We start from the raw sequence: 23,763 nt of genomic DNA, 5'->3' as shown, positions 1-23,763 counted from the left end.
GCGCCGGTGAGCCGTCCAGCCTCCGGCAGATCTCATTCGAGGGGCACGTATGTCCGGACTGATCGACACCACGGAGATGTATCTCCGCACCATCCTCGAGCTGGAGGAAGAGGGTGTGGTCCCCATGCGCGCCCGTATCGCCGAGCGGCTCGACCAGAGCGGCCCGACGGTGAGCCAGACCGTGGCGAGGATGGAGCGCGACGGCCTGGTGTCCGTCGCGAGCGACCGCCACCTGGAGCTCACGGACGAGGGCCGCCGCCTCGCGACGCGCGTGATGCGCAAGCACCGCCTCGCCGAGTGTCTGCTGGTCGACGTGATCGGCCTGGAGTGGGAGCAGGTCCACGCCGAGGCGTGCCGCTGGGAGCACGTGATGAGCGAGGCCGTGGAGCGGCGCGTCCTCGAGCTGCTGCGGCACCCGACGGAGTCGCCGTACGGCAACCCGATCCCGGGGCTGGAGGAGCTGGGCGAGAAGGACGGCGCCGATCCGTTCCTGGACGAGGGCATGGTGTCGCTGGCCAGTCTCGACCCGGGCACGGAGGGCAAGACGGTCGTGGTGCGCCGGATCGGCGAGCCCATCCAGACGGACGCGCAGCTGATGTACACGCTGCGGCGGGCGGGCGTGCAGCCCGGCTCGGTGGTGAGTGTGACGGAGTCGGCGGGCGGTGTGCTGGTGGGCAGCGGCGGTGAGGCGGCCGAGCTGGAGTCGGACGTGGCCTCCCACGTGTTCGTCGCCAAGCCCTGACCCTGTCGGCTGTCATTGCCGACCGCGGGTGCCCGGGGGCGCTCGCGGCGTTGGCGTGATCCGTACCGGATCCCGGGCCCAGTCCGTCGAATGGCAGCGCTCGCCCGTTTCCCGTGCGACGCTGTCGCGTGAGGCATATGACCTGAGGGGCTCTGGGCCGAGGCCTGACAGCGATGTCACCCGGCCGGAGAGGGGGCGGGGAGGATGCGCCGTACGGACGGAGAGGGCCCCGGCGCCTGGCGGCGCCGGGGCCTGTCCTCCCCTGTGCTGACCCGGAGCCCCGAGCTCTCAGGGTCATTTCCCGCGGACCGGTTTCCCCGAGCGGTCCGCCCCCCGCTGAAGATCTCCCCTCGGCAGCGGCGATCAATCCCGGAGGGCGGTCACTCGAACGAGGGGTGTTGCCCGCCGGACCCGCAACTTCGAAAGCGCATTCGATAGTCTGCGGGCGACGCAGGGCACGGGTCCCGTCACGACCCAGCACGACAGGCACAGCAGGCAGAACACGGTTCACAGGACCGTCCGGCCGGGAAGGCCGCGGTCCGCGCGAAGCTTGGGGGGTGCCGGACATGGCGCGACGCATCGACGTGACCGGGACGGGCGGCGTACGCCTCGCGGCCTGGGAGTTCGGCGACCCGCCCAAGACCGATCCGGCGGCGCAGGACGCGCCGGGCGCGGAGGACGGGCATGGCGGGCGGGCCGGGACCGACGGCTCCCCGGGGGTGCTGTTACTGCACGGCCTCATGGGCCGCGCCTCGCACTGGGCGCCCACCGCCCGGTGGCTCTCCGGCCGGTACCGTGCGGTCGCCCTCGACCAGCGCGGCCACGGCCGCAGCGACAAGCCCCCGCAGGGCGCCTTCACCCGGGACGCCTACGTCGACGACGCCGAGGCCGCTCTGGAGCAGCTCGGGCTGGCCCCGGCCGTCCTGATCGGCCACGCCATGGGCGCGCTGACCGCCTGGCAGCTCGCCGCCCGGCGCCCGGACCTGGTCCGGGGCCTGATCATCTGTGACATGCGGGCCTCCGCGCTCGGCGCCGCGTCGCAGCGCGAGTGGGCCCAGTGGTTCGCGGCCTGGCCGCTGCCGTTCGCCACGCTCGCCGACGTGCGCAAGTGGTTCGGCGAGGACGACCCCTGGGTGGAGCGGCCCAACCCGTCCCGCGGCGAGTTCTACGCCGAGGTGATGGCCGAGTCCCCGGACGGCTGGCGCCCCGTCTTCGACCCGGAGCAGATGCTCCGCTCCCGCGAGACCTGGGTCTACGACGCCCACTGGGAGGAGCTGGCGCAGGTGCGGTGCCCCACCCTGGTGGTGCGCGGCCTCGACGGTGAGCTGGGCCGCGCCGAGGCCCAGGAGATGGTCCGGGTCCTGCCGCGCGGCCAGTACGCGGAGGTCGCCGACGCCGGCCACCTGGTCCACTACGACCAGCCGGAGGCGTGGCGCGCGGCGATCGAACCGTTCCTGGACTCGCTCGGCGACGCCTGAGCCCGACGCCCGCCACCCCCACCACCCGGCCCCGGCCGGCGGACGTGCCACCCGCCCGGGCTGGCGGACGTGCCACCCGCCCGGGCTGGCGGACGTGCCACCCGCCCGGGCTGGCGGACGTGCCACCCGCCCGGCCCCGCTTCACCTGCCCGGCCACCGCACGATCCCCCCGGCGCCCCGCCGCGCCCGGCCCCGCGCCACCCGCCCGGCCACCGCACGCTTTCCCCGCGCCCGCCCGAGCCGCCGCACACCTCGTCCGCCTGGGGCGCCGCATACCACCCCACCCGCCCGGGGCGCCGCACGCCCCGTCCGCCCGGGGCGCCGCACGCCCCGTCCGCCCGGGGCGCCGCACGCCCCGTCCGCCCGGGGCGCCGCGCGCCCCGTCGCGTCCGCCGGGCGTCACCCCTTGCTGACCGCCTGGAGGATCTCCGGCAGCCGCCGGGCCGTGTGCGGGGCGGCCAGCCGCAGACCCACCGCCGTCAGCGTCGCCCCCCACAGCGTGCCCACGGGCAGCAGCAGCCAGGCGAGGTCCTCGCCGTCGGCGCTGACGTTCAGCCAGATCGTGAGCGCGATGACGGGCGCGCACAGCAGGGCCGCCCCGATCATCCCGCCGAAGATCGAGATCCAGGCGAGCCCGGTCTGGCCGGGGGCGACGTTCTTGTAGCCCTCCTGCGGGATGGAGTAGGGGAAGCGCGCGGACGTCCACGCCCCGGTCGCGAGCATCGCGCCGAGCAGCGCGAACGACAGCCCCAGCGCCTCGGGCAGCCGCGGCCAGTCGCCGAGCATCGCGGTCGTGAGGACGGTGACGAGCGTGGCGTACGGCAGGGTGATCAGCAGCAGCGCGTAGGCCCGGGCGCGCAGTTCGGCCTGGGCGTCGCGGGTGGAGGAGATGGTCATCGCGACCATCCAGAAGGCCGACGAGTCCTGCCCGAACTGGTTGTACATCTGGATGCCGAGCATCCCGGCCGCGAAGCACGCGAAGTACACGGACCCGGTGCCCTGCCAGGCGTTGAACACCGGCACGATCAGCCCGATGGCCAGCGAGGTCACCCAGGCCGCCTTGGTCTTCGGGTCGCGCCAGACGTACCGCAGGCTGCGCTCCATGACCGTGCCCGTGCGCCCGGCCGGCAGCAGCCCGGAGAGCCCGGTCGACGACCGCTCGCGGACGGACGTGTCCGCCGTCGGCAGGGTGGAGCCGTCGGGCGAGGTCATCAGCCGGGTCAGGTGCCGCGACCAGACCGCGAGCAGCGCCGCCAGCGCGCCCGCGCTGAGCGCCAGTTGGGCCGCGGCGCGTCCGTAGGACCCCTCGCTCACCGCGTGCACGGCGCCGATCGCCGACGCGGGCGGCACCCACTGCAGCACGTCCCCCGCCGGGGCCAGCTCACCGAGCCCCGACGCCCCGATCCGCTGGGCGCCGAAGTTGACCACCTGAGCCCCGACGGCGATGACGAGTCCGCTCAGCACCGCGAGGTCGCGGCCCTTGCGGCTGGTCAGCAGCCGTACGTTGGCGGCGGCCACGGCCCGCGCGAGGGCCACGCACACCAGCAGCGCCAGGACGACGGCGACCACGCCCACCGCGAACGCGGCCCCGCCCCGGGCCACGGCGATCACGCTGCCGGCCAGCAGGCACAGCGTGAACAGCGGTCCGATGCCCACCAGCGAGGCCGTGAGCAGCGCCCGCACCAGCGGCCCGGGCCGCAGCGGCAGCATCACCAGCCGGGTCGGATCGAGGGTCTCGTCACCGCTGGGGAAGAACAGCGGCATCACGGCCCAGCCGAGCCCGAGCACCGCCACCGCGAGCACCACGACCGACTCGGCGTGCGCGTGCCCGCGCAGCGCGATCAGGCCGATCAGCTGGAGCGCGGCGAACAGCAGGGCGAAGACGGCCGAGGTGATGTAGGCGGCCTTGCGTCCACCGGACTGCCGCAGCCCGTTGCGCAGCAGGGACAGCTTCAGCCGGACGAAGACGGGGGTGATCGCGCCGGCGCTCACCGGGACCCGCCGCCCAGCCAGTCGAGGTCGGACCCGGCGTCCCGGCCCTGAGCGCCCACGAGTTCGAGGAAGGCCCGCTGCAGCGACGGCGCGTCGCCGCGCACCTCGGCGAGGGTGCCGGTGGCCCGGATCCGCCCGGCGGCCATCACCGCGACCCAGTCGCACAGCGACTCGACGAGTTCCATGACGTGGGAGGAGAAGACCACGGTGGCGCCCGAGGCGGTGTAGCGCTCCAGGACGCCCCGGATGGTCTGGGCGGAGACCGGGTCGACGCCCTCGAACGGCTCGTCCAGGAAGAGGACTTCGGGATTGTGGAGGAGAGCGGCGGCCAGGCCGATCTTCTTGCGCATGCCGGTCGAGTAGTCGACGACGAGTTTGTGCTGCGCGCCGGCCAGGTCGAGGACGTCGAGGAGCTGGGTGGCCCGCTTGTCGACCTCGGCGCCGGGCAGCCCGCGCAACCGGCCGGAATAGGCCAGCAGTTCGCGCCCCGACAGCCTCTCGAACAGCCGCAGTCCCTCGGGCAGCACCCCGATGCGGGCCTTCACCTCGACGGGATCGCGCCACACGTCGTGCCCGGCGATCTCGACGGTGCCCTGGTCGGGCCGGAGCAGTCCGGTGACCATCGACAGCGTGGTGGTCTTCCCGGCCCCGTTCGGCCCGACGAGCCCGATGAACTTGCCCGCGGGCAGCTCCAGATCGATCCCGGCGACAGCGACCTGCTGCCCGAACCGCTTCCAGAGCCCCTGCACACGCACAGCGCTGGATCCCACCGCGCCTCCCTCCGTCACCTTGCACCCTACGGTTTCGGTGATGCCTCAGGGGCGCGGGAAACTGCGCGAACAACCACGGACGGCCCGCAGTCGCCACACAACGCAAGGGGCAGACGAATGGGCGCCTAACGATCCCTGCCGCACGCATACGCCAACGGCGAGATCAACTCCTCCGCGTCCGGCAGCCACCGATTGGCAGGCGTCGGCCGGCAGGCCCACTGCACGGCCCCCCGCGACCCGAACCGGGTGGGCGGCGCGGCCACGTACGCGCCCTCGCCCAGCACCGTCAGATCCAGCGACGACACCGACCACCCCAGCTTGCGCACCAGATCGGGCACCTTCACGGCGGCCCCCGGCAGCACGAAGAACTCCATCCGCCGGTCCGGCGTGAGGGTCACCGGACCCAGCGTCAGCTCCATCCGCTCCATCCGCGCCAGTGCCAGGAACCCCGCGGTCTCCGGCACGGAGATGGCGTCGAAGGTCCGCCCCGTCGGCAGCAGGATCGACGCCGTCGGCTGCTTCTGCCACATGCGCCGCGCGACCGTCGCGCTCCCCGTCGCCTGCGTCGCCCAGTCCGGACGCGCCGGGTGCGAGCCGGGTGCCGGACACGCCGCGTCACCGCACGAGCAGCGCTGACTTCCGTCGGCCGCTTCCAGCCAGGTGCCGGGGAACACGTCCCAGTGGCGCTCCTCGGCGTAGCGGACAGCGGTCTCCAGCAGCGATTCCCCGCGCTGCTTCGGGATCTGAGCGGCTTCGGTGCCGGCGATCGTCGTCTCTTCCACGATGAACACAACTCTGGTCGTCACCAGGGGTTACGCCCCTCGACGTGCGCGGGGAGGAGCACCGCGCCCGGGGCCGGGGCGCATGGGTGCATGTGCGGGGGCGCGCAGGAGGATCCGTGGCCGGAGGTGGGTAGCCACGTCTGGGGCCGGCACCAGCCGTTACCCCGGCAATCCTCACATGCCTCGCATTTTCGCCTGGTCGGCGGGGCATTGATCTTCACGGCCGGAACCTCTCGCCGGGACGCGGGAGGCCCCGGCCGCGGAAGACACGTCAACTCGGTGCGTGGGCAGGCACCGCAGCCACAGGGGGTACGCCATGGCCGCAAGGCCGCTCGTCGCCCGGCAGCCGAACGAACGGCTCCAGGCGCTCATCCAGGAGGCCGGATGCTCCAACGCCGGTCTCGCCCGCCGGGTCAACATGTGCGGAGCCGAGCACGGACTCGACCTGCGCTACGACAAGACGTCCGTGGCGCGCTGGCTGCGCGGGCAGCAACCGCGGGGCCGGGCACCGGCGATCATCGCCGAGGCGCTCGGCCGCAAACTCGGCCGTACGGTCACGATCGACGAGATCGGCATGGCCAACGGCAAGAACCTCGCCTCGGGCGTCGGTCTCCAGTTCTCGCCGACGGTGGTGGGGGCCATCGAGCAGGTCTGCGAGCTGTGGCGCAGCGACGTGGGGCGGCGGGACTTCCTGTCCGGCTCCTCCGTCGCCGCGTCCGCGCTGGTCGAGCCCAGCCGTGACTGGCTGATCTCCGCGCCGGACTCGCAGGTCTCGCGCTCCGCCGGGCCGCGGGTGGGGCAGTCCGACGTGGAGGCCGTCCGGGCCATGACGCAGGCCCTGGTGGATCTCGACCACCAGTACGGCAGCGGGCACGTGCGCCCGGTCGTCGTGCACTACCTCAACAGCGTCGTCTCGGGGCTGCTGGCGGGGTCGTACCGGGAGGCGGTGGGGCGGGACCTGTTCGCCGCGGTGGCGCGGCTGACGGAGCTGGCCGGGTACATGGCCGTCGACACGGGCCAGCCGGGCCTGGCCCAGCGCTACTACATCCAGGCCCTGCGCCTGGCGCAGGCGGCCGGGGACCGCGGCTACGGCGGTTACGTCCTCGCGGCGTCCATGAGCCACCTCGCCGCGCAGCTCGGGAACCCGCGGGAGATCGCGCAGTTGGCGCGCGCGGCGCAGGAGGGGGCGCGGGGGCGCGTCACGCCGCGTGCGGAGTCGATGTTCCACGCCGCGGAAGCGCGCGGGCACGCCCTGCTGGGCGACGCGCGCGCCGCGCAGGTCGCGGCCGGGCGCGCGGTGAGCGCCCTGGAGGCGGCCGACCCGGCCACCGGGGACGACCCGGTGTGGATCGCGCACTTCGACGAGGCTTACCTGGCCGACGAGTTGGCCCACTGCCACCGGGACCTCGGGCAGGCCGAGGCGGCGGCGCGCTGCGCGCAGGAGTCGCTGGCCGGGCATCCGGAGACCCGGGCCCGCCGCCGGGCCATCGGCTATGTGTTGCTCGCCACAGCGCAGGTGCAGCAGCGCGAGGTCGAGCAGGCCTGCAGTACGGGCATGAGGGCCGTCGAACTGCTGGAGGGCCTGCGGTCCAACCGGGGCGCCGAGTACCTGGAGGACTTCCAGCAGCGGCTGGAGCCGTACCGGGACGAGGCGGTGGTGAGGGAGTTCGGCGCGCGGCTCGACCTCCAGGCGGCGGCGTGAACACACGCTCCGCAGAGGCGTGAACAACCGGGAAACGGCCGTTTGACGGTCGGGAGGTGACGTGGAGGGCGTGCCGTGACCCGGTTCTGTTACCGCGCTCACAGGGCGGGAGGTCGCGCCCTGTGCTGCGTGGCACGGGGCTCAGGGGACCCGGTAGCGTGACCCGACGATTCACAAGGTCCCCCATTAGTAGGAGTCCCGGTGACGCAGAGTGGACAGGGCGAGGAGCCCTCGGCGCGCCCCGCGCGCGAAGGCATCGTGCTGCCCTCGGACGGTGGCGAACCCCTGCTGCCGGGCATGACGGGCGGACCCGCCGACGCCCCCGCGGGCCGTCGCCCCGCCCCGGCCCCCACGGGGCAGGCCCCCGCGGAGGGCCAGACCTGGGGCCAGCCCTGGGGTCCCGGGCAGCAGACGCCCCCGCAGCCGGGCCAGGCCTGGCAGTCCCCGCCCGCACAGCAGGAGTGGCAGGCGCCGGAACAGCAGCAGGAGTGGCAGGCGCCGGAACAGCAGCAGGCCTGGGACGGCGGGCGGACCGCGCCCGCCCCGCAGGACCCGGGAGCGCTCCCGCAGGAGGGCGCCCGGCCGCCGCACGCCTACACCCAGCAGGGCCACCACGCCCCCTACGACACGTCCCGGCCGTCCGCAGACGGCTACGGCGCTCCCGGCGGGGGAGCCCCGCTGCCTCCGGAAGGCACCGGCCGGCCGCAGGGCGCCGGGTCCTACGGGTCCGCGGACGGGAGCGGCCTGCCATCGGCCCCCGGCACGTACGGCGCAGCCCCGCTGCCGCCCGCCGCCGACGCCTACGGGGGCATGCCGCCGGCCTCCGGCGCCTACGCATCGCCGGCGCACGGGCACGGACCCGGGCACGGGCACCAACCCGGAGGCGGCCCCCTGCCCGCCGCGTCCGACGAGGGGGCGACCCAGTACCTGCCGCCCGTCCCCGCGGACGGGTCCGCCGCGGCCACGCAGTACCTGCCGCCCGTCCCGCCGGCCGCCGACGAGGGGGCCACGCAGTACATACCCCCGGTCGGACCGGGGGCGCTGCCGCCCGAGTCGGCCACCGGCGCGGACCCCGAGGCGACGCGGTTCCTGGGGACCGGGCCGCGCGCCGGGGCCGGGCCGCTGCCGCCCGCCTCGAACCCGGACGCCGAGGCGACGCAGTACATCGCGCCGGTGCCCGGCGCCGACCAGCAGCCGCCCGCCGAGTTCGGCCACCTCTTCCGCACCGACGAGGCCTCCGGGAGCCCGGCCGGGTCCACCCAGCAGCTGCCCCGCGTCGAGCACCAGCGCCTTCAGCCCTCCCACGGCGCTCCCCAGCCCTCCCACGCCGCTCCCGCAGGGGGCCGCTCCCGCGGCGGCGGCCGGACCGGCTCGCGCGTCCCCGTGATCGCCGCCGTCGGCATCGGCATCGCCGTCCTGGGCGTCGGGGCGGGCGCGCTGCTCGCCGGCGGTGGCGGCGGGGACGACGGCGGCGACGACAACAAGACCGTGGCCGCCTCCGCGCCCGCCACGGACGACTCCGCCTCGCCGTCCGCCGACCCGGTCCGCGCCCAGGCCGTCGAGCTGGACAAGCTGCTCGCCGACAGCGGTGACAGCCGCAGCGCCGTGATCAGGGCGGTGTCCGACGTCAAGGGCTGCGACAACCTCGCCCAGGCCGCCAAGGACCTCCGCGACGCGGCCAGGCAGCGCACCCAGCTGGTCACCCGGCTCGGTGGCATCGAGGTCGACCGCCTGCCCGACCACGCCGCGCTCACCACCGCCCTCACCAAGGCGTGGCAGGCCTCCGCCTCCGCCGACAACCACTACGCGGCCTGGGCCGACCAGACCGCCGGCAAGAAGGGCTGCCGGAAGGGCCAGGCCCGGGTCACCGGCCAGACGCAGGCAGGCAACCGGGCCAGCGGTGTGGCGAGCGCCGAGAAGGCCAAGGCGGCCACGCTGTGGAACAGCATCGCGAAGACGTACGGCCTGACCCAGCGCCAGCCGACGCAGCTGTGAGCGGTGAGCCCGGCGTGGACCGCCGGGCTCCCGCCCCGTCCGCCCGGCCTAGTAGGTGACGTCGGCGTCCTGCAGGGTCCGGGTCGTGTCGACGAAGCCCTTGCGCGCCGAGACCAGCCGCCCGTCGCGCACCACCTGGAGCGTCACGTTGGCGTTCACCAGCCGCGGGAAGCCGACGGAGGCCAGTTCGTCCTGGAACTGCCACCGGAGGGTCGGTGTGAGGCCGCCCGTGTCGGCCTTGAAGCCGTCGTCGAGCGACTCGGTCACGGTGTCGGCGCTCACCTCGCCGTCGCCGAGCGACTCGACGACCTGACGGAAGACGGTGTAGGCGATCCAAGTGGTCTGCACCCCGGCGTCGGCGGGGTCGATCCGGTTGTCGCCGAAGGCCTCCTCCTTGATCACCCGCTTCATCGCGTCCCAGCGCGGATCGCTCGCCACGGGGTACCAGCCGGTGATGTACGACCCCTCGTACGGCCCCGACGCCCCGCCGGTCGCGTCGATCACGGTCTGGTCGACGCTGCCGAGGACGGTCGCCGTGCGGACGTCGGGATGGTCCTCGCGTGCCCGGCGGAAGGAGTCCATGAAGGTGCCGGTGCGGTCCCCGAGCGCGGGCACCACACAGCCCTCGTCCGCCGGGTCGGAGGTCGTCGCGAGCAGCGCCCGGGCGGCCTGGCCGTCGTACTCGGTGGCGTCCTCCGGCGCGCGCTGGTCCCGCGAGGGGCCGTGCCCGCCCGACTTCAGGCCCGAGTCGAGCAGGGGTGGCAGCTGGTCGCCCGCGATGGTGTCGGGCCGGATCAGCGCGACCGGCCCGCAGTCGGCGAGCGCGCTGCCGAGGCCGGCGAGCAGGGCGGGCTGGCCGCCGTTGACGGGGTAGGACAGCGGGCTGGTGAACTCGGCGTTGGTGATGCCGTAGCCGCCGATGTAGGGGATGCCGGCGCCCTCCAGGGACGGGAAGAAGGAGTCGGCGTACTGGCTGTAGGATCCGACGACCGCGACCACGTTCTCCCTGGCGGCCTGCCGGGCGCACTTGGCGGCGGCCACGCTGTCGTTGTGGTCGTTGCAGGTCAGGACCTTCAGCTCGCGGCCGTTGATCCCGCCGTTGGCGTTCACCCAGCGGGCGTAGGCGCGGGCGAAGGCCGGCATGCCGGGCTTGTTGGTGGCCTTCGTCTTCTCGGGCGCCCACGTCATCACGGTGATGGGTTCGTCCCCGGCACCCCCCGTGGTACCGGGCACGACCCCGCAGCCGGCGAGGAGGGACGCGCACGCGACCGCCGTGCCCGCGGAGAGGACGCCTTTTCTGGCGTGACGGGTGAGGAGGCCGGGGAGGGATGTGCTGCGGGTGCGTCGCCTGCCGGTCATGGTTCCGCACGATTCCGTCACATGACTAACCCGTGAGTGATCTGCGGTCAACGATCGGTGACGCACAGGTGAATTACGGGGGTCCGTGTGACCGATGTGGAGGGGAACGTACGATCGATGACCGTGCAAGCTTCGGAGAACTCTTCCCGACGTGGCCGTCGCTCATCCACCATGGGCGGCATGCCTGTCAACGACATGCCGTGGTGGCGCTGGCGCAGCAACGTGCGCTCGGCGCTGCACATGCTCTCCGATCCCGTCTTCCAGCGGGACGTCTGGCTGGCCGGCGTGGACGGCTACGGCGACGTGACCGACGCGGTGTACCGGCTGGTCGAGGACACCTGGCTGGACCACTGGTCCGCCGAGAAGTACGTCGGCACGATCTTCCGCGACGCGCAGGAGGCGGCCCTCGTCGACACGGCGGTGCTGCGGGTGCTGCGGATCATGCACCAGGTGGGGCCGGACGCGCCGGTCGCCGCCTACCTGGAGCACGAGGCGTGGCCGGACGCGGTCCGGGCCGCCCGGGAGGCGCACGTGCAGCTCGCCACGAGTGACGGCGAGGAGCCGGACGCGCCGCCGCGGAGCCTGGAGGTTCTGCGGATCATGACGAGGTCCGCCTAGCGGGACGATTGCCGGTGGCGTCGCCCCTTGTGGGACCCTGTCCTGCATGAACGAGCAGTCCACCAGTGCCGCGGTCCCGGCCGACCAGTACGTCCTCACCCTTTCCTGCCCGGACAGGAAAGGCATCGTGCACGCCGTGTCGAGCTATCTGTTCATGACCGGCTGCAACATCGAGGACAGCCAGCAGTTCGGCGACCACGACACGGGACTGTTCTTCATGCGGGTCCACTTCTCCGCGGACGCGCCGGTGACGGTGGAGAAGCTGCGGGCCAGCTTCGCCGCCATCGGTGACTCCTTCCAGATGGACTGGCAGATCAACCGCGGCGACGAGAAGATGCGCATCCTGCTGATGGTCAGCAAGTTCGGGCACTGCCTGAACGACCTGCTGTTCCGGGCGCGGATCGGGGCGCTGCCGGTGGAGATCGCGGGTGTGGTGTCCAACCACACCGACTTCGCCGAGCTGGTGGGCTCCTACAACGTGCCCTTCCACCACATCCCGGTGACGAAGGACACCAAGCCTGAGGCCGAGGCGCGGCTGCTGGAGCTGGTGCGCGAGGAGCGCGTGGAGCTGGTCGTGCTGGCCCGCTACATGCAGGTCCTCTCGGACGACCTGTGCAAGCAGCTGAGCGGGCGGATCATCAACATCCACCACTCGTTCCTGCCGAGCTTCAAGGGGGCGAAGCCGTACCACCAGGCGCACGCCCGGGGTGTGAAGCTGATCGGGGCGACCGCCCACTATGTGACGGCCGATCTCGACGAGGGCCCGATCATCGAGCAGGAGGTCGAGCGGGTCGGGCACGACGTCACGCCGGACCAGCTGGTGGCGATCGGACGGGACGTGGAGTGCCAGGCGCTGGCGCGGGCCGTGAAGTGGCACGCCGAGCGCCGGATTCTGCTGAACGGGCGGCGGACGGTGGTGTTCGCCTAGGAGCCCGGGGGCTCCCTTCGCGTGGCGGGTGCGGGTGGGTGGGACCGCTCGCGCAGGTCCCCGCGCCCCTGAGGGCGCGTCCCAGCGGCCGCGTTCTACATCCTGCTCAGTGACGCCGCCGCGAACAGGACGTCCCTGATCGCCTCTCGGTCGCCGACCTGGCCGGCCGCCGCCTCCTGCGGGGGGACGTGGCCCGCCGCCAGGCGGCAGAACTCGACGCCGTCCAGGGCGATGTGGGCCACCTCGTGTTCGGCGGAGCCCTTGGCGGCGGGGGAGTCCAGGGGGATCAGCCACTCGCCGCCGCCGGAGCCCTCGATCTCCAGGCGCAGGCTGCGGCCCGGCTCGCCCGCCGCGACCAGGTGGCGGTGCGGTGCGGGGGCCGCGAGCCCGGCCTGCCGGCGGTGGGCCAGGACCGCCGGAAGCATGCGCGCCGCCAGGTCGATCATGCGGTGCAGATGGCGGGGCGAGGGCGGGTCGTAGGGGTAGTCGACCGCGTCCGCGATGTCCTCGGCGTGCACCCAGCACTCGAAGGCCCGGTCGAGCATCGCGTCGTGCAGCGGCAGGTCGAAGTCGCCGTACGGGATCGGCATCCTGCCCGCGCCGCCGCCCGTGAAGGACACCGTGCGGACCAGGTGGTGGCTCTGCTCCCGCCAGGGGGCGCGCACGGCGCGCGTGGGCGGGAAGTGGGAGGCGCGCCAGTACGCCTCGGTGCGCGCCGCCGGGGTCGGGTGCGCGGCCGGGACGTCGCCGAGCGGGTCGTCCAGGCCGAGCGCGACCGCCACCAGCCCGTCGACGCTGAGCAGATGCGCGATCACCCCGGCGACGGTCGTCCGGCGTGTCGTCGCCTCGTCGGCGCGGAACCAGCGCAGCCGTACCGGCGCGTGCCACTCGGCGTCGCCGAAGTCCTGCAGCAGGGCGTCCAGTCGCGCGGTCTCGGCGTCGTAGGCGGCGGCCCACTCCGGTACCGGGATGCGCGGCGGGCGCCGCTCCAGGCAGGTCTCCAGGACGCGCGTGCGCAGGCCGGGGTCCAGGTCCAGGCTCTCCGGGCGCTGCAGCAGCCCGACCGCCTCGCGCAGCCGCCGGGCCTCGTCGGCGCATCCGCCGCACGCGCCGAGGTGCTCCTCGACGGCCGCGGCCTCCTCGGCGGAGCAGGCGGCCAGCGCCCAGGCGCCGAGCAGGGACTTCAGCACGGGATGGTCGTACACGGGCCGTTCCGGTGGTGGTGGCGCGGGCAGGGGCAGCCCGCCGTCCTCGACGGAGGTCCGGGGCAGGGGTATCCGCGGCGGCCGCCCGGGGGCGGGGGCCGGCTGGTCGCCGGGTCCGGGTCCGCCGGGACCGCCCGCACCCTCGTGGTCGTCGTACGCCCCGGAAGGATCCGGCCCGTTCACACCGCACCCCCGCATCCGGGCGGGGCGCCCGGGGCCTCGGTGTCGTGGGCGGTGGACAGCAGTTGCAGGCCGAGGCGCAGCCGGCGGCGGGCCTCGTCCTCGGTGATGCCGAGGTCGGCGGCGGCCTGGCGGTAGTCGCGGCGCTGGAAGTAGGCGCGCTCCAGGGCGGAGCGCAGCGGGACGGGCATGGACTGGACGATGTAGTCGGCGCGGGCGGCGACGGCGGCGCTGCGCACCCGGCGCTCCAGTTCCTCCGCGCTGCCGGAGCCGCCGCGGGCGAGGGCGGCGGTCTCGGTGGCGCGCAGCCGCTGCACCGCGAGCCGGTGGGTCAGGGTGGCGACCCAGGTCCGCAGCGGGCCGTCCTTGGGGTCGTAGGCGTCGGGGTGCTCCCAGACGTGGACGAAGACCTCGCGGGTGATGCCGTCGGCCGCGCTCTCGTCGCCGAGGACGCGGTGGGCGAGGCCGTGCACGAGGGAGGCGAACCGGTCGTAGAGCTCACCGAGCGCTGCGGCTTCCCCGCGGGCGAGTCGCTGCTGCATCTTGCGGTCCCAGCGAGGCGGTACGTCCCTCTTCGCCATGCGGCCCCCTCACCCCCTGCTCGTGTTCCGCGCCCGTGCCCTGTCCAGCCTGTGCCTCACGTCTCCTCGAATGTAGTCGGCACGTCCGGTGGCGCACGCCCCTTTGTGGCAATGTGCGCCCCCTGACGGGCCGCAGGTGGTAGGGGGACCGCCGGCGCCCGCACCGGGTGCCTTTGGGGCGCGCCTACCCACCCGTCCTCCGATCAGACATGACTCATTAGGATCGAAGCGGATCGAAGTCGACTAAAACAAGCCTCTTTTGCGAGGCGACCGTTTTTCGTGCCGTGTTTCAGGGAACGGCCGCTGGGCAGCCGCGCTGCAAGGAAGCGTAGGGACTGCTTCCGTTTTGGCGAGCGAGGGGCGTGGTGGTGACCTTCAAAGTGACCGGCGGGGAGCAGGGCGAGTGGGCCCTGCTCCAGGTGTCGGGCGAACTGGACCTGGTGACGTCGCCGATGCTGCGTCAGCGGGTGCACGACGTGGTGGCCGAGGGGCACCACTGTCTCGTCCTGGACCTGTCCGAGGTGTTCTTCTGCGATTCCAGCGGCGTCGGCGTGCTCATCGCCGCGCGCCGGCTGATCCGCTCCTGCCAGGGCCGGCTGCGCCTGGTGCTGCCCGCCCGGGGCGCCGCCGACGGCTCCCACGTCAACCGGGTGCTCGGCGCGCTGGGCGTGCGCCGCCTGTTCGACGTGTACGGCGACCTGGACGCGGCCCTGGGCGACGAGGGCGAACCCCTGTCGGCGTGACGTCCGCGTGCCGTGCCCGTCCCGCACGGTGAGCCGGGTGTCGCCGTTCCGGTACGCCGTCGTCCCGGAATTCCCCCGGTCTTGGCACAAGTGACGCTTTCCCGCGCCCGAACCCCTCCCTCCGTCGTACGCTCCGACCGAGACGCACCCCACCTGACGTAAGGCGGCCTGAAGAAGACATGGTCAGCAGCGAGTACGAGCGCAGGATCGCCGCCCGGTTCGCCACCTTCGACCAGGACGGCAACGGCTACATCGACCGCGAGGACTTCTACGGAGCGGCCAAGACGCTGCTCGCGGAGTTCGGCGTCGCGGCCCGCTCCGACAAGGGACAGGCGCTGTACGGCGGCGCCGAGGCCTTCTGGCAGGGCATGGCCGGGATAGCGGACCGCGACGGCGACCAGCGCATCACCCGCGAGGAGTTCGTCAACGGCGCGGTCAAGCGCCTGCGCGACAACCCCGACCGCTTCGCCGAGATCGCCCGCCCCTTCCTGCACGCGGCCCTGGACGTCGCCGACACCGACGGGGACGCCGCCGTGACGGTCGAGGAGGCAGCGCGCGTCCTGAAGTGCCTGGGCGCCCCGGGGGAGATGGCCGCACCCGCCGCCGCCACGCTGGACGCGGACGGCGACGGCAAGGTCGGCGAGGCGGACGTCGTACCCGCCTTCGCCCGCTACTTCACCGTGCCCGAGTAGCCGCCGCGCGCCCCGGGCCGCAGCTGCCCGAAAAGCCCTCGCGCGGCATGTACGGCAGCGCCTTCCGCGGGGTCTCGCCCCGCGGAAGGGCCTTCCCCGCCCCCAGCCGCTCCGGCAGCCGGTGCACCGATGGTCCCCGGCGCCCGGTAGCGCGATCACGGCGCCGGGCGTCAAGGCCCCGGCGCCGGGCGGCTGTTCCGCCACCGGAATCTCTCCGGCTCCTCGGCAGCGCCCGCCCGGCCTCCTCGGACACCAACACGGCCTCCCACAGCCCCAGTCCGGCACTCCTCCCGGCCTGCGGAAGCCGCAGCGGGAGGGGACATCACCGAGCCGTGCCGACGCGCCGCCGCCCTTCCCGCCGTCCTTCCCACCGCTCCGCCCACCGTCCCTCTCGCCGCCGGGCAAGTCGGCACGGCCGGCGGCGTCGGCGAGCCGGCCGCGCAACACGCCCGGGCGCGCGAGCAGTTCGGGCGCTCCGTCGGGACCTTCCCGGCCGTGGCACACCGGTGCGCCGGGATGCCGCTGCGGGCGGGGACGGCCCGTGCGGCGGGGCGCGCGACCGCGGTCACGGGCGACCCGGCCGGCCTCGCCGCCGCGCGCCTGCTCGCCGAAGGAGCCGCCGTGCGCGGTGCCCGCGACTGTCCGCAGGCGCCCGGCGGAAGGGGCTTCACCTGGGAGTCCGGGGTCCGTCCGCGTCCGGCCCGCGCAGGGGTTCGAACCCGCCGTGGCGGCGAAGTGACGGAGAGTGATGAGAGGGTGGCGGCGGATCCGCCGACCGGAACCGCCTGCATGCCCGCCGGGCTGCGGTATCGCTCCGGCCGGCCGGGTGGATGTCGCGGATCGTGGCACTCCATGATCACGGAGCGTTGATGCCGGCTTGTGTCCTCGGCGTGACTCGTCACGGCCCGGAGTCGACGGAACGCTCGGGTACCTTGTGTGAGATGCGAGTGGCTGTGAGCGCAGTGCGACCCGGTGGCGTCGCCTGTTCGACTGCCCCGGGTGAGCGTCGCACAGTATGCCGCACGGGTAATCCTTCGCGCTGGAATATGCCCGAAGCGCTTGTTGGGGTGACTGTACGTCAACCATGCTGTCCCATAAGGGATTCACGTTCTGTGAACCCTGACCCGGCCATTGTTCTGGCCATGCAGAAAATGGCTACGATCGTGGCCCTCGTGAGGCGCGAGCCTAAGTGTCCGCCGGTTCGGATGGTGTGAGCGGTGCAGGTGCTTCAAGTGCAGCTGGAGATCCGGCCCGACCCCGCAGAGGTGGGTCGGGCCCGGCGGTGGGCCCGCTCCCGCCTGGCCGGGTCGGGTATACAGGCCGATGAACCGCTCGCCGAGACGCTGGTCCTGCTCGTCTCCGAGCTCGTCACCAACGCCGTCGTGCACACCGGCCGCCCCGCCGTACTGCGGCTGTCCCTGCCGCCCGCCGTGACCGAGGAGACCACGGTCCGCCTGGAGGTCGCCGACCGCAGCGGCCGGGCCCCCGTGCCCCGGTGCGCGGGCGACGAGGCGACCGGCGGCCGGGGCCTCGCCCTCGTGGACGGTCTCGCCGACCGCTGGGGCTGGAGCGTCGAGGCCACCGGCAAGCGCATCTGGTGCGAACTGGACCGGTGCGCTGCCGCCCGTGAGATGACGGCGACGTGCGGGGGCGGTGCCGTCGCGTACGGCGACGCCGGCGGCGCGGCCCTCGAAGGGCTCGCGGCGTACGAGGCGGTGTAGGACCCGCCCCCGTCCCGGAGGTGTACGGCGGCACATGCCGCGTGGCCTTGCGGCGAGCGCGGGGCACGGGGGCGTCGCGGGTCGGCCGGTTCCGGCAGGGCATGCGGCGGTGCGCCGGGACGTGCTTCCGTGCGCGCCTGCGGCAAAAGCCGCATAGGCGGCAAATCCCCGAATCGCTGTTGACGCCGCGTGACCACATGTTCACGCTTGTGGTCAGCGATTCGCCGTGAGGGGACGGCGAGGGCCGCACCGACGACGGTCCTCGGCGAGTGTGAGTCGTGATTCGGCGTCGGCTTCCTTCGGGGCGTGGAAGCCGGGGCGGGAGCGCCGGAGTCGGGTGGCGGCGCGCGCCGGTGGGCTCGGGGGGAGCAGCGCGGCGCCGCCATCCAGCTTCAGTGCGGGCGGTCAGCGGACGGCCGCTCTTCCTCCACAGGCTGTGGACAACTTTTCGAGATCCCGCTTCCGGCCCTGCGGCAAGCCCGTCTCCACAAGGCGGGCGGCGTGCACCGGCATCCACAGCCTGGCGCCCCAAGGGCACGCCGTCGTCGCGGCGGCCCGGGCCCTTCTCACGTTCTGAGGCCGGTCCCCGGCTCCTCGGCACCGGCCCGGAAGGTCCGCCGGTAGGCGGTGGGCGTGACGCCGAGCGCCGCCTGGAGGTGCTGGCGCATCGACTGGGCCGTGCCGAAGCCCGCGTCCCGGGCCACCTGGTCGACCGAGCGGTCGGTGGACTCCAGCAGGTGCCGGGCCCGTTCCACGCGCTGCTGGGTGAGCCACTGACCGGGGCTGACGCCGGTCTCCTCGCGGAAGCGGCGCGTGAACGTGCGCACCGACATGGACTCCTGGGCGGCCATGTCGCGCAGCTGGATCGGCTCGTGAAGGCGGCCCAGGGCCCAGGCGCGGGCCGAGGTGGTCGACGCCTGCTGCGGGTCCGGCACCGGCAGCGCGATGAACTGGGCCTGCCCGCCCTCGCGGTGCGGCGGTACGACCGTGCGGCGGGCCACCTCGTTGGCGACGGCGGTGCCGTGGTCGCGGCGCACCATGTGCAGGCACAGGTCGATCCCGGCCGCGACCCCGGCCGACGTCAGCACGTCGCCGTCGTCGACGAACAGCACGTCCGGGTCGACCCGGACCCGCGGGAAGAGCCGCTGCAGATGCTCGGCCTGGGCCCAGTGGGTGGTCGCGGGGCGGCCGTCGAGCAGGCCGGCGGCGGCGAGGACGTAGACGCCGGTGCAGATGGAGGCCAGCCGGGTGCCGGGCCTGAGGTGGGCGAGGGCGGCGGCGAGCTCGTCGGTCAGCACGCCGTCCTCGTAGACCGGCCCGAGCTCGTACGACGCCGGGACGATCACCGTGTCGGCGGTGGCCAGGGCCTCCGGGCCGTGCGGGACGTGGATGGCGAAGTCGGCGTCCGTCTCCACCGGGCCCGGCGGCCGGACCGAGCAGGTCAGGACCTCGTACAGGGGCCGCCCGCAGGCGTCCTTCGGGCGGCCGAAGATGCGGTGCGGGATGCCCAGTTCGAACGGGAGCAGCCCGTCGAGGGCGAGGACGACGACGCGGTGCGGGCGGGTGCCCGCGTCCGCGGGGCCGGAGGTGCTCGTCTCTTCGCTCATCTCACGCCGTCCCGTCCGGTGGCCGAGTGCCGGTCCTGGCCCGATCCTAACGAACGCTGTCCTTCGGGCCACTCGCTGAGGGTGGCCCCGGGCCCGAAGCTCTATGTCGTGACCCAGACAACCGAAGCCGCGGCCGTCGAGCAGCCGCCGAAGTCCCGACGTCGCCGGCGCGTGCACCGCGCCTGGTTCGTCGCCGCCGTCACCTTCGTGACGATCATCGGCGCCGCCGCCTTCCGCTCCGTGCCGGGTCTGCTGATCGACCCGCTGCACGAGGACTTCGGCTGGTCGCGCGGCACGATCGGCGCGGCCGTCTCCGTCAACCTCGCGCTGTACGGCCTGACCGCCCCGTTCGCGGCGGCGCTCATGGACCGCTTCGGCATCCGCCGGGTCGTCGCGGTCGCCCTGACCGTGATCGCCCTCGGCTCCGGGCTCACCGTGTGGATGACGGCGGCCTGGCAGCTGATGCTGTGCTGGGGGCTGCTGGTCGGTCTCGGCTCCGGCTCCATGGCCCTGGCCTTCGCGGCGACGGTCACCAACCGCTGGTTCACCGAGCGGCGCGGTCTGGTCAGCGGCATCCTCACCGCCGCCTCGGCCTCCGGGCAGTTGATCTTCCTGCCGCTGCTGTCCTGGATCGTGGAGAAGCACGACTGGCGCCCGGCCGCGGTGACCGTCGCGCTCGCCGCGCTCGCGGTCGTGCCGTTCGTCTGGCTCCTGCTGCACGACCACCCCGCCGACGTGGGCCAGAAGCCGTACGGCGCGCCGGAGTTCGTGCCGAAGCCGGCGCCGGTCCCGGGCGCCGCCCGCCGCGCCCTGACGGTCCTGTTCTCGGCCGCGCGCACCGGCCCGTTCTGGCTGCTCGCCGGCACGTTCGCGATCTGCGGGGCGTCCACGAACGGCCTGATCCAGACCCACTTCGTGCCCGCCGCGCACGACCACGGCATGCCCCTCACGGCGGCGGCCTCGCTGCTGGCGGTCATCGGCGTCTTCGACGTCGTCGGCACGATCGCCTCCGGCTGGTTCACCGACCGCTTCGAGCCGCGCCGCCTGCTGGCCGTCTACTACGCGCTGCGCGGCGTGTCCCTGCTGTTCCTGCCGATGCTGCTGGCGCCGAGCGTCCATCCGCCGATGATCTTCTTCATCGTCTTCTACGGCCTCGACTGGGTCGCCACCGTCCCGCCCACCCTCGCCCTGTGCCGCGAGCAGTACGGCGAGGACAGCGCGATCGTCTTCGGCTGGGTCCTCGCCTCCCACCAGGTGGGCGCGGCCCTCGTCGCCTTCCTCGGCGGCGTGGCACGCGACGCGTTCGGCTCGTACGACGTGGTCTGGTACGCGTCGGGGGCGTTGTGCGCGGCGGCGGCGCTGATGGCGCTGGTGATCAGGCGGCGGGCCGGGGGCGTGGCAGTCCCCGCCTGACGGAGTGTCAGGAGTGGACGGCGGCAGGCGAAGGGGCCCGTCGGGCCGGTCCGCGCGTCGGCTAGACCGGCAGCCGGGAGATGCTGCCCGAGTCGTCCCGGGCGACGGCCTTGGCGATCCGTACCGCGTCGAGTGCCAGCTCGCGCAGGTTGCCGCTGATCGGGTTGGTGAAGCCGGTGAAGTACAGGCCGGGCGCGCCCTGCGGGGTGCGGGCGCCGTGGACGACGGGCCTGCCGCGGTCGTCGAGCACGCCGAGGTGGCCGACCAGGCCCTCCAGGGCGCGGACGTAACCCGTCGCGGCGATCACGGCGTCCGGGGAGATCCGGGTGCCGTCGGCGAGGACGATCTTGCCGCCGTCCTCGAAGGAGTCCACGGCGGCGACGATCTCGACCCTGCCCCGGCGCACGGCGTCGATCAGGCCGACGTCCTGCACCGGGATCGCCCCCTGCTTCACCCTGCTGTACAACCCGGTGTCCGGGCGCGGCAGTCCGTGCGCCGACAGGTCGGGCGTGGCCACCTTCGCCTGGAGCCGGGAGAGCCGGTCGACCAGGCCGACGGGCAGCCGCCGTACCAGGATGCCGCTGTACTGGGCGGCCCAGCCGGCGGTCGAGCGGCGCAGGATGTGCGGGACGGTGCGCACGGCCAGCCGGACCCGGGAGGCGCCGCTGTCGGCGAGGTCCACGGCGATCTCGGCGCCGGTGTTGCCGACACCGACGACGAGGACGTCCCGGCCGGCGTACGGCTCGCCGTTGCGGTAGTCGCAGGCGTGCAGGAACTCACCGGGGTAGGCGTCGCGCCCCGGCCAGTCCGGCACGCGCGGGGTGTGGTTGAAGCCGGTCGCGACGACCACCGCCGCACCGGTCAGCTCCCGGCCCCCGCTGGCGCGCAGCAGCCAGCCCGTGCCGTCGGGCAGGCGCTCCACGCGCGACACCTCGACGCCGGTGACGATCTCCAAACGGTGGTGCTCGGCGTACTTCTCCAGGTAGCGCACCACGTTGTCCCGGGACACCCACCTGCCGAACCGGCGCGGCATCGGCAGTCCGGGCAGGGCGGACAAGCGGCGGGTGGTGTGCAGGTGCAGCCGGTCGTAGTGGCGGCGCCAGGACGCTCCGACCCGGTCGGACTTCTCCAGGACGACGGCCCGTACGCCCCGGGAGCGCAGCGCGTACGCGGCGGCGAGTCCGCCGGGACCGCCGCCGATGACGTAGACGGGGCGGTCGGGTGCGGGTGCCGCGGAGGAGTGTGTGGGGGGTGTGGAGTCGGCCATGAGCGGGAGCGTAATCCCGGACCAGCTTGATGGGTCTCGGTCAAGACCGGAATTGGTTCCGGATTGATCACGGCTGTGCGGGACGGGGCGGGGCGCGGTCTCCGATGACAGACACGGGGCCGGAGGCCGTGCCCGGCGCGGGCGTGGCGCCTGCCGCACCGGCCGTCCCGCCGTCGCTCTCGTCATCGGTCACCGATTTCGGCACCCATAGGGGTATACAGGGAGATTCGACCGAGAAGCCATGGAGCGGGACGGAGCGGCGCATGCGGACGGCGACCACCAGAACGGACGACCGGACTCGCACCGCCTTGTCCCGGCTGGAGCCCGGGGAAGCCGTCGTGCTGCCCTTCCTCGTTCTCCTGGCCCTGCTCGCCGCCCTGCGCCCGTCGGCCGTCGGGCACCCCGACTCCCGGTCCGCGCTGGCCGCGTCGGCGGCGCTGGCGACCCTGTGGTGCGCGGCCGCGGCCTGGTGCCCGGTGTGGCACGGCAGGCGCTCACACCTGACCGGGCACACCCGCGGCCTGCTCGCCCTGGCGCTGTGCCTGCTGCTCTACCCGAGCCTGCGCTGGGCCGTCCCGATGCTGCACCCGGCCCGTTACGACGCGGCGCTCGCCGGCGCCGACCGGTGGCTGTTCGGCGGCCGCGACCCGCTGACGTCGCTGGAGCCGCTGATGCACCCCACGCTGACGGCGGCGCTGTGCTGGGTCTACTTCTGCCTGTGGGTGCCGCCGCTCTCGCTCGCGGTGGTCCTGGCCGTATGCCGACGGCACCGTGAACTGTCCGACCTGATCCTGGCGTTGACGCTCGGCCACTGCGCGGGCTTCGCCGGGTACTTCCTGCTGCCGGCGATCGGCCCCTGGTACGAACTGGCCGACCGGTTCACCGTCTCGATCGACGGCAACTGGTGGATCGCCCACTACCGGGCGCACAACAACAACGTCGACGCCTTCCCCAGTCTGCACATCGCCACCACGACCCTGGTCGGCCTGCTCGCCTGGCGGGACTGCCGGCCGCTGCTGTGGCTGCTGTCGCCCCTGCTCGTCGCGATCGGCGTGTCCACCCTGTACCTGCGGTGGCACTACGTGGTCGACGTGCTGGCAGGCCTGGCCCTGGCGGTGGCCGTACGGCTCCTCGCACCGCGCCTCAACGCGGCCTGGCCGCGGACCCGGCCCGAACTGCCGCGCCCGGCACCGGCGCGGCAGCGGCACCACGTGCCCCTGTGAGGAGGGCCGGGCGGGCGTTCCCTCAGCCGGCGGGCCGGGGCGGGCCGTCGCCGCGCGGGGGCGCGGGCTCGCCGGTCCGTCCCGGGCGGCTCACCGGAGCCGTTCCGAACACGTGATCCCAGAAGGGGCAGGAGACGCCGAAGCCCCGTTCGTGGTCGTCGAAGTGGTGCAGCAGATGCCTGCGGCGCAGAGTCCTGCCGAGCCTGCCGGACGGGCGGCGATGGTGGACGCGGTAGTGCACCGTCTCGTAGACGACGTAAGCCGTGTAGAAGCCCGCGGTGACGGCGTGTCCGGCACCCCGGCCGGGCAGCAGGCCGAACAGCGCCAACGCCACCGCGGCGACCGGCAGGCTCACCACCGGCGGCATCACCACCCGGCGTACGTCGTTGGGGTGTTCGTGGTGGATGCCGTGCAAGGTCCAGTGCACCCGGCGGCCCCAGCCGCAGGACGGCTCCCAGTGGAACATCAGCCGGTGCACCCAGTACTCGGTCAACGTCCACACCAGGTAACCGGCGACGAAGGCCGCCACGGCCGTGAGCCACCCGGAAGCGTGCACCGAGACGCCCACGAGTACGGCCGCGGCGGGGCCGTAGAGCACGGCCGGCAGCGCGGGGTGCACGCGGGTGAAGCGGTCGAGGAACGGCGAGTCGAAGAGGGGCGGCGAGGCGCTGAGCCGCTCGGCGCGTGCGGGGCTCTCGGCTGTCATACGTGTCCCTGGGGTGAGAAGGAGAGCGAAGAGGCCGGACCCGGGCCCGGCCCCGGGCC

21 protein-coding genes are annotated in these 23,763 nt (G+C 73.9%); 12 read left to right on the top strand and 9 right to left on the bottom strand.

Annotated features, from left to right (window positions below; genetic code table 11):
• The first annotated feature begins 49 nt into the window (after positions 1-49).
• Positions 50-742: a metal-dependent transcriptional regulator gene (locus ACF07N_RS26975; RefSeq protein ID WP_114253712.1), complete on the top strand. Its 693-nt coding sequence runs from the start codon at positions 50-52 to the stop codon at positions 740-742.
• A gap of 566 nt (positions 743-1,308) precedes the next feature.
• Positions 1,309-2,220 carry an alpha/beta fold hydrolase gene (locus ACF07N_RS26970; protein WP_392117623.1) on the top strand — a complete coding sequence of 304 codons (912 nt, stop codon included), beginning with the start codon at positions 1,309-1,311 and terminating at the stop codon, positions 2,218-2,220.
• 399 nt (positions 2,221-2,619) lie between these two features.
• Here ACF07N_RS26970 and ACF07N_RS26965 read toward each other — a convergent pair whose 3' ends face one another.
• From ACF07N_RS26965 to ACF07N_RS26955, 3 genes are all read right to left on the bottom strand, one after another.
• A complete protein-coding gene (locus ACF07N_RS26965; protein WP_392117620.1) occupies positions 2,620-4,212 on the bottom strand; it encodes a transporter in 1,593 nt (530 codons plus the stop codon).
• Complete coding sequence (locus tag ACF07N_RS26960; protein ID WP_383345018.1) at positions 4,209-5,000, bottom strand: ABC transporter ATP-binding protein; 792 nt, start codon at positions 4,998-5,000, stop codon at positions 4,209-4,211. The genes ACF07N_RS26965 and ACF07N_RS26960 overlap by 4 nt, the downstream gene beginning before the upstream one ends.
• 107 nt (positions 5,001-5,107) lie before the next feature.
• A complete protein-coding gene (locus tag ACF07N_RS26955) occupies positions 5,108-5,773 on the bottom strand; it encodes a bifunctional DNA primase/polymerase (RefSeq protein WP_383330249.1) in 666 nt (221 codons plus the stop codon).
• 307 nt (positions 5,774-6,080) lie between these two features.
• Between ACF07N_RS26955 and ACF07N_RS26950 the strand changes: the two genes are divergently transcribed.
• Both ACF07N_RS26950 and ACF07N_RS26945 read left to right on the top strand, forming a co-directional pair.
• The gene (locus ACF07N_RS26950) at positions 6,081-7,466 is read left to right on the top strand and encodes a transcriptional regulator (RefSeq protein WP_392117616.1); all 1,386 of its coding nucleotides are present in this window, start codon (positions 6,081-6,083) and stop codon (positions 7,464-7,466) included.
• 201 nt (positions 7,467-7,667) lie between these two features.
• A complete protein-coding gene (locus ACF07N_RS26945; protein ID WP_392117614.1) occupies positions 7,668-9,461 on the top strand; it encodes a hypothetical protein in 1,794 nt (597 codons plus the stop codon).
• 48 nt (positions 9,462-9,509) lie between these two features.
• Here the strand turns inward: ACF07N_RS26945 and ACF07N_RS26940 are convergent, their stop codons facing one another.
• Entirely contained in the window at positions 9,510-10,820 is a 1,311-nt protein-coding gene (locus tag ACF07N_RS26940) for an ABC transporter substrate-binding protein (RefSeq protein WP_383329566.1), read from the bottom strand.
• Positions 10,821-10,937: 117 nt separating this feature from the next.
• Here ACF07N_RS26940 and ACF07N_RS26935 point away from each other — a divergent pair, with 117 nt between their 5' ends.
• Both ACF07N_RS26935 and purU read left to right on the top strand, forming a co-directional pair.
• On the top strand, positions 10,938-11,438 hold the full coding sequence (locus tag ACF07N_RS26935; protein ID WP_392117611.1) for a hypothetical protein: 501 nt from the start codon (positions 10,938-10,940) through the stop codon (positions 11,436-11,438).
• A 46-nt stretch (positions 11,439-11,484) separates the two neighbouring features.
• Positions 11,485-12,366 carry a formyltetrahydrofolate deformylase gene (purU, locus tag ACF07N_RS26930; RefSeq protein ID WP_383329572.1) on the top strand — a complete coding sequence of 294 codons (882 nt, stop codon included), beginning with the start codon at positions 11,485-11,487 and terminating at the stop codon, positions 12,364-12,366.
• Positions 12,367-12,461: 95 nt separating this feature from the next.
• Here the strand turns inward: purU and ACF07N_RS26925 are convergent, their stop codons facing one another.
• Both ACF07N_RS26925 and ACF07N_RS26920 read right to left on the bottom strand, forming a co-directional pair.
• Positions 12,462-13,769 carry a maleylpyruvate isomerase N-terminal domain-containing protein gene (locus ACF07N_RS26925; protein WP_392117607.1) on the bottom strand — a complete coding sequence of 436 codons (1,308 nt, stop codon included), beginning with the start codon at positions 13,767-13,769 and terminating at the stop codon, positions 12,462-12,464.
• Entirely contained in the window at positions 13,751-14,332 is a 582-nt protein-coding gene (locus tag ACF07N_RS26920) for a sigma-70 family RNA polymerase sigma factor (RefSeq protein WP_392117604.1), read from the bottom strand. Before ACF07N_RS26920 ends, ACF07N_RS26925 begins: the two co-directional genes overlap by 19 nt.
• 362 nt (positions 14,333-14,694) lie before the next feature.
• Here ACF07N_RS26920 and ACF07N_RS26915 point away from each other — a divergent pair, with 362 nt between their 5' ends.
• The 4 genes from ACF07N_RS26915 (at position 14,695) to ACF07N_RS26900 (ending at position 17,488) form a co-directional block, all read left to right on the top strand.
• Positions 14,695-15,075: an STAS domain-containing protein gene (locus ACF07N_RS26915; protein ID WP_383329581.1), complete on the top strand. Its 381-nt coding sequence runs from the start codon at positions 14,695-14,697 to the stop codon at positions 15,073-15,075.
• Positions 15,076-15,254: 179 nt separating this feature from the next.
• Entirely contained in the window at positions 15,255-15,767 is a 513-nt protein-coding gene (locus ACF07N_RS26910) for an EF-hand domain-containing protein (RefSeq protein WP_383329584.1), read from the top strand.
• A 192-nt stretch (positions 15,768-15,959) separates the two neighbouring features.
• On the top strand, positions 15,960-16,637 hold the full coding sequence (locus ACF07N_RS26905; protein ID WP_392118070.1) for an acyl-CoA dehydrogenase family protein: 678 nt from the start codon (positions 15,960-15,962) through the stop codon (positions 16,635-16,637).
• A gap of 362 nt (positions 16,638-16,999) precedes the next feature.
• Positions 17,000-17,488 carry an ATP-binding protein gene (locus ACF07N_RS26900; protein WP_392118067.1) on the top strand — a complete coding sequence of 163 codons (489 nt, stop codon included), beginning with the start codon at positions 17,000-17,002 and terminating at the stop codon, positions 17,486-17,488.
• A gap of 566 nt (positions 17,489-18,054) precedes the next feature.
• Here ACF07N_RS26900 and ACF07N_RS26895 read toward each other — a convergent pair.
• The gene (locus ACF07N_RS26895; protein ID WP_392117600.1) at positions 18,055-19,095 is read right to left on the bottom strand and encodes a GlxA family transcriptional regulator; all 1,041 of its coding nucleotides are present in this window, start codon (positions 19,093-19,095) and stop codon (positions 18,055-18,057) included.
• Between the two features lie 108 nt (positions 19,096-19,203).
• On the opposite strand from ACF07N_RS26895, the gene ACF07N_RS26890 reads away from it, so the two are divergent.
• Entirely contained in the window at positions 19,204-20,508 is a 1,305-nt protein-coding gene (locus tag ACF07N_RS26890) for an MFS transporter (protein ID WP_392117598.1), read from the top strand.
• 61 nt (positions 20,509-20,569) lie between these two features.
• On the opposite strand, the gene ACF07N_RS26885 is transcribed toward ACF07N_RS26890, so the two are convergent.
• Positions 20,570-21,775, bottom strand: a complete 1,206-nt coding sequence (locus tag ACF07N_RS26885) for a flavin-containing monooxygenase (protein WP_392117596.1) — start codon at positions 21,773-21,775, stop codon at positions 20,570-20,572.
• A 263-nt stretch (positions 21,776-22,038) separates the two neighbouring features.
• Between ACF07N_RS26885 and ACF07N_RS26880 the strand changes: the two genes are divergently transcribed.
• Entirely contained in the window at positions 22,039-22,998 is a 960-nt protein-coding gene (locus ACF07N_RS26880) for a phosphatase PAP2 family protein (protein ID WP_392117593.1), read from the top strand.
• A 22-nt stretch (positions 22,999-23,020) separates the two neighbouring features.
• Here the strand turns inward: ACF07N_RS26880 and ACF07N_RS26875 are convergent, their stop codons facing one another.
• Positions 23,021-23,704 (bottom strand): sterol desaturase family protein, encoded by a 684-nt coding sequence (locus ACF07N_RS26875; RefSeq protein WP_392117590.1) that lies wholly within the window; start codon positions 23,702-23,704, stop codon positions 23,021-23,023.
• Between the last annotated feature and the right edge of the window lie 59 nt (positions 23,705-23,763).

Origin of the sequence: Streptomyces sp. NPDC015242 (genome assembly GCF_043079125.1) — a bacterium.
Lineage (GTDB): Bacteria > Actinomycetota > Actinomycetes > Streptomycetales > Streptomycetaceae > Streptomyces.
The sequence above is the reverse complement of the archived record's forward strand: the minus strand, read 5'-3'. Positions and strand labels throughout refer to the sequence as shown.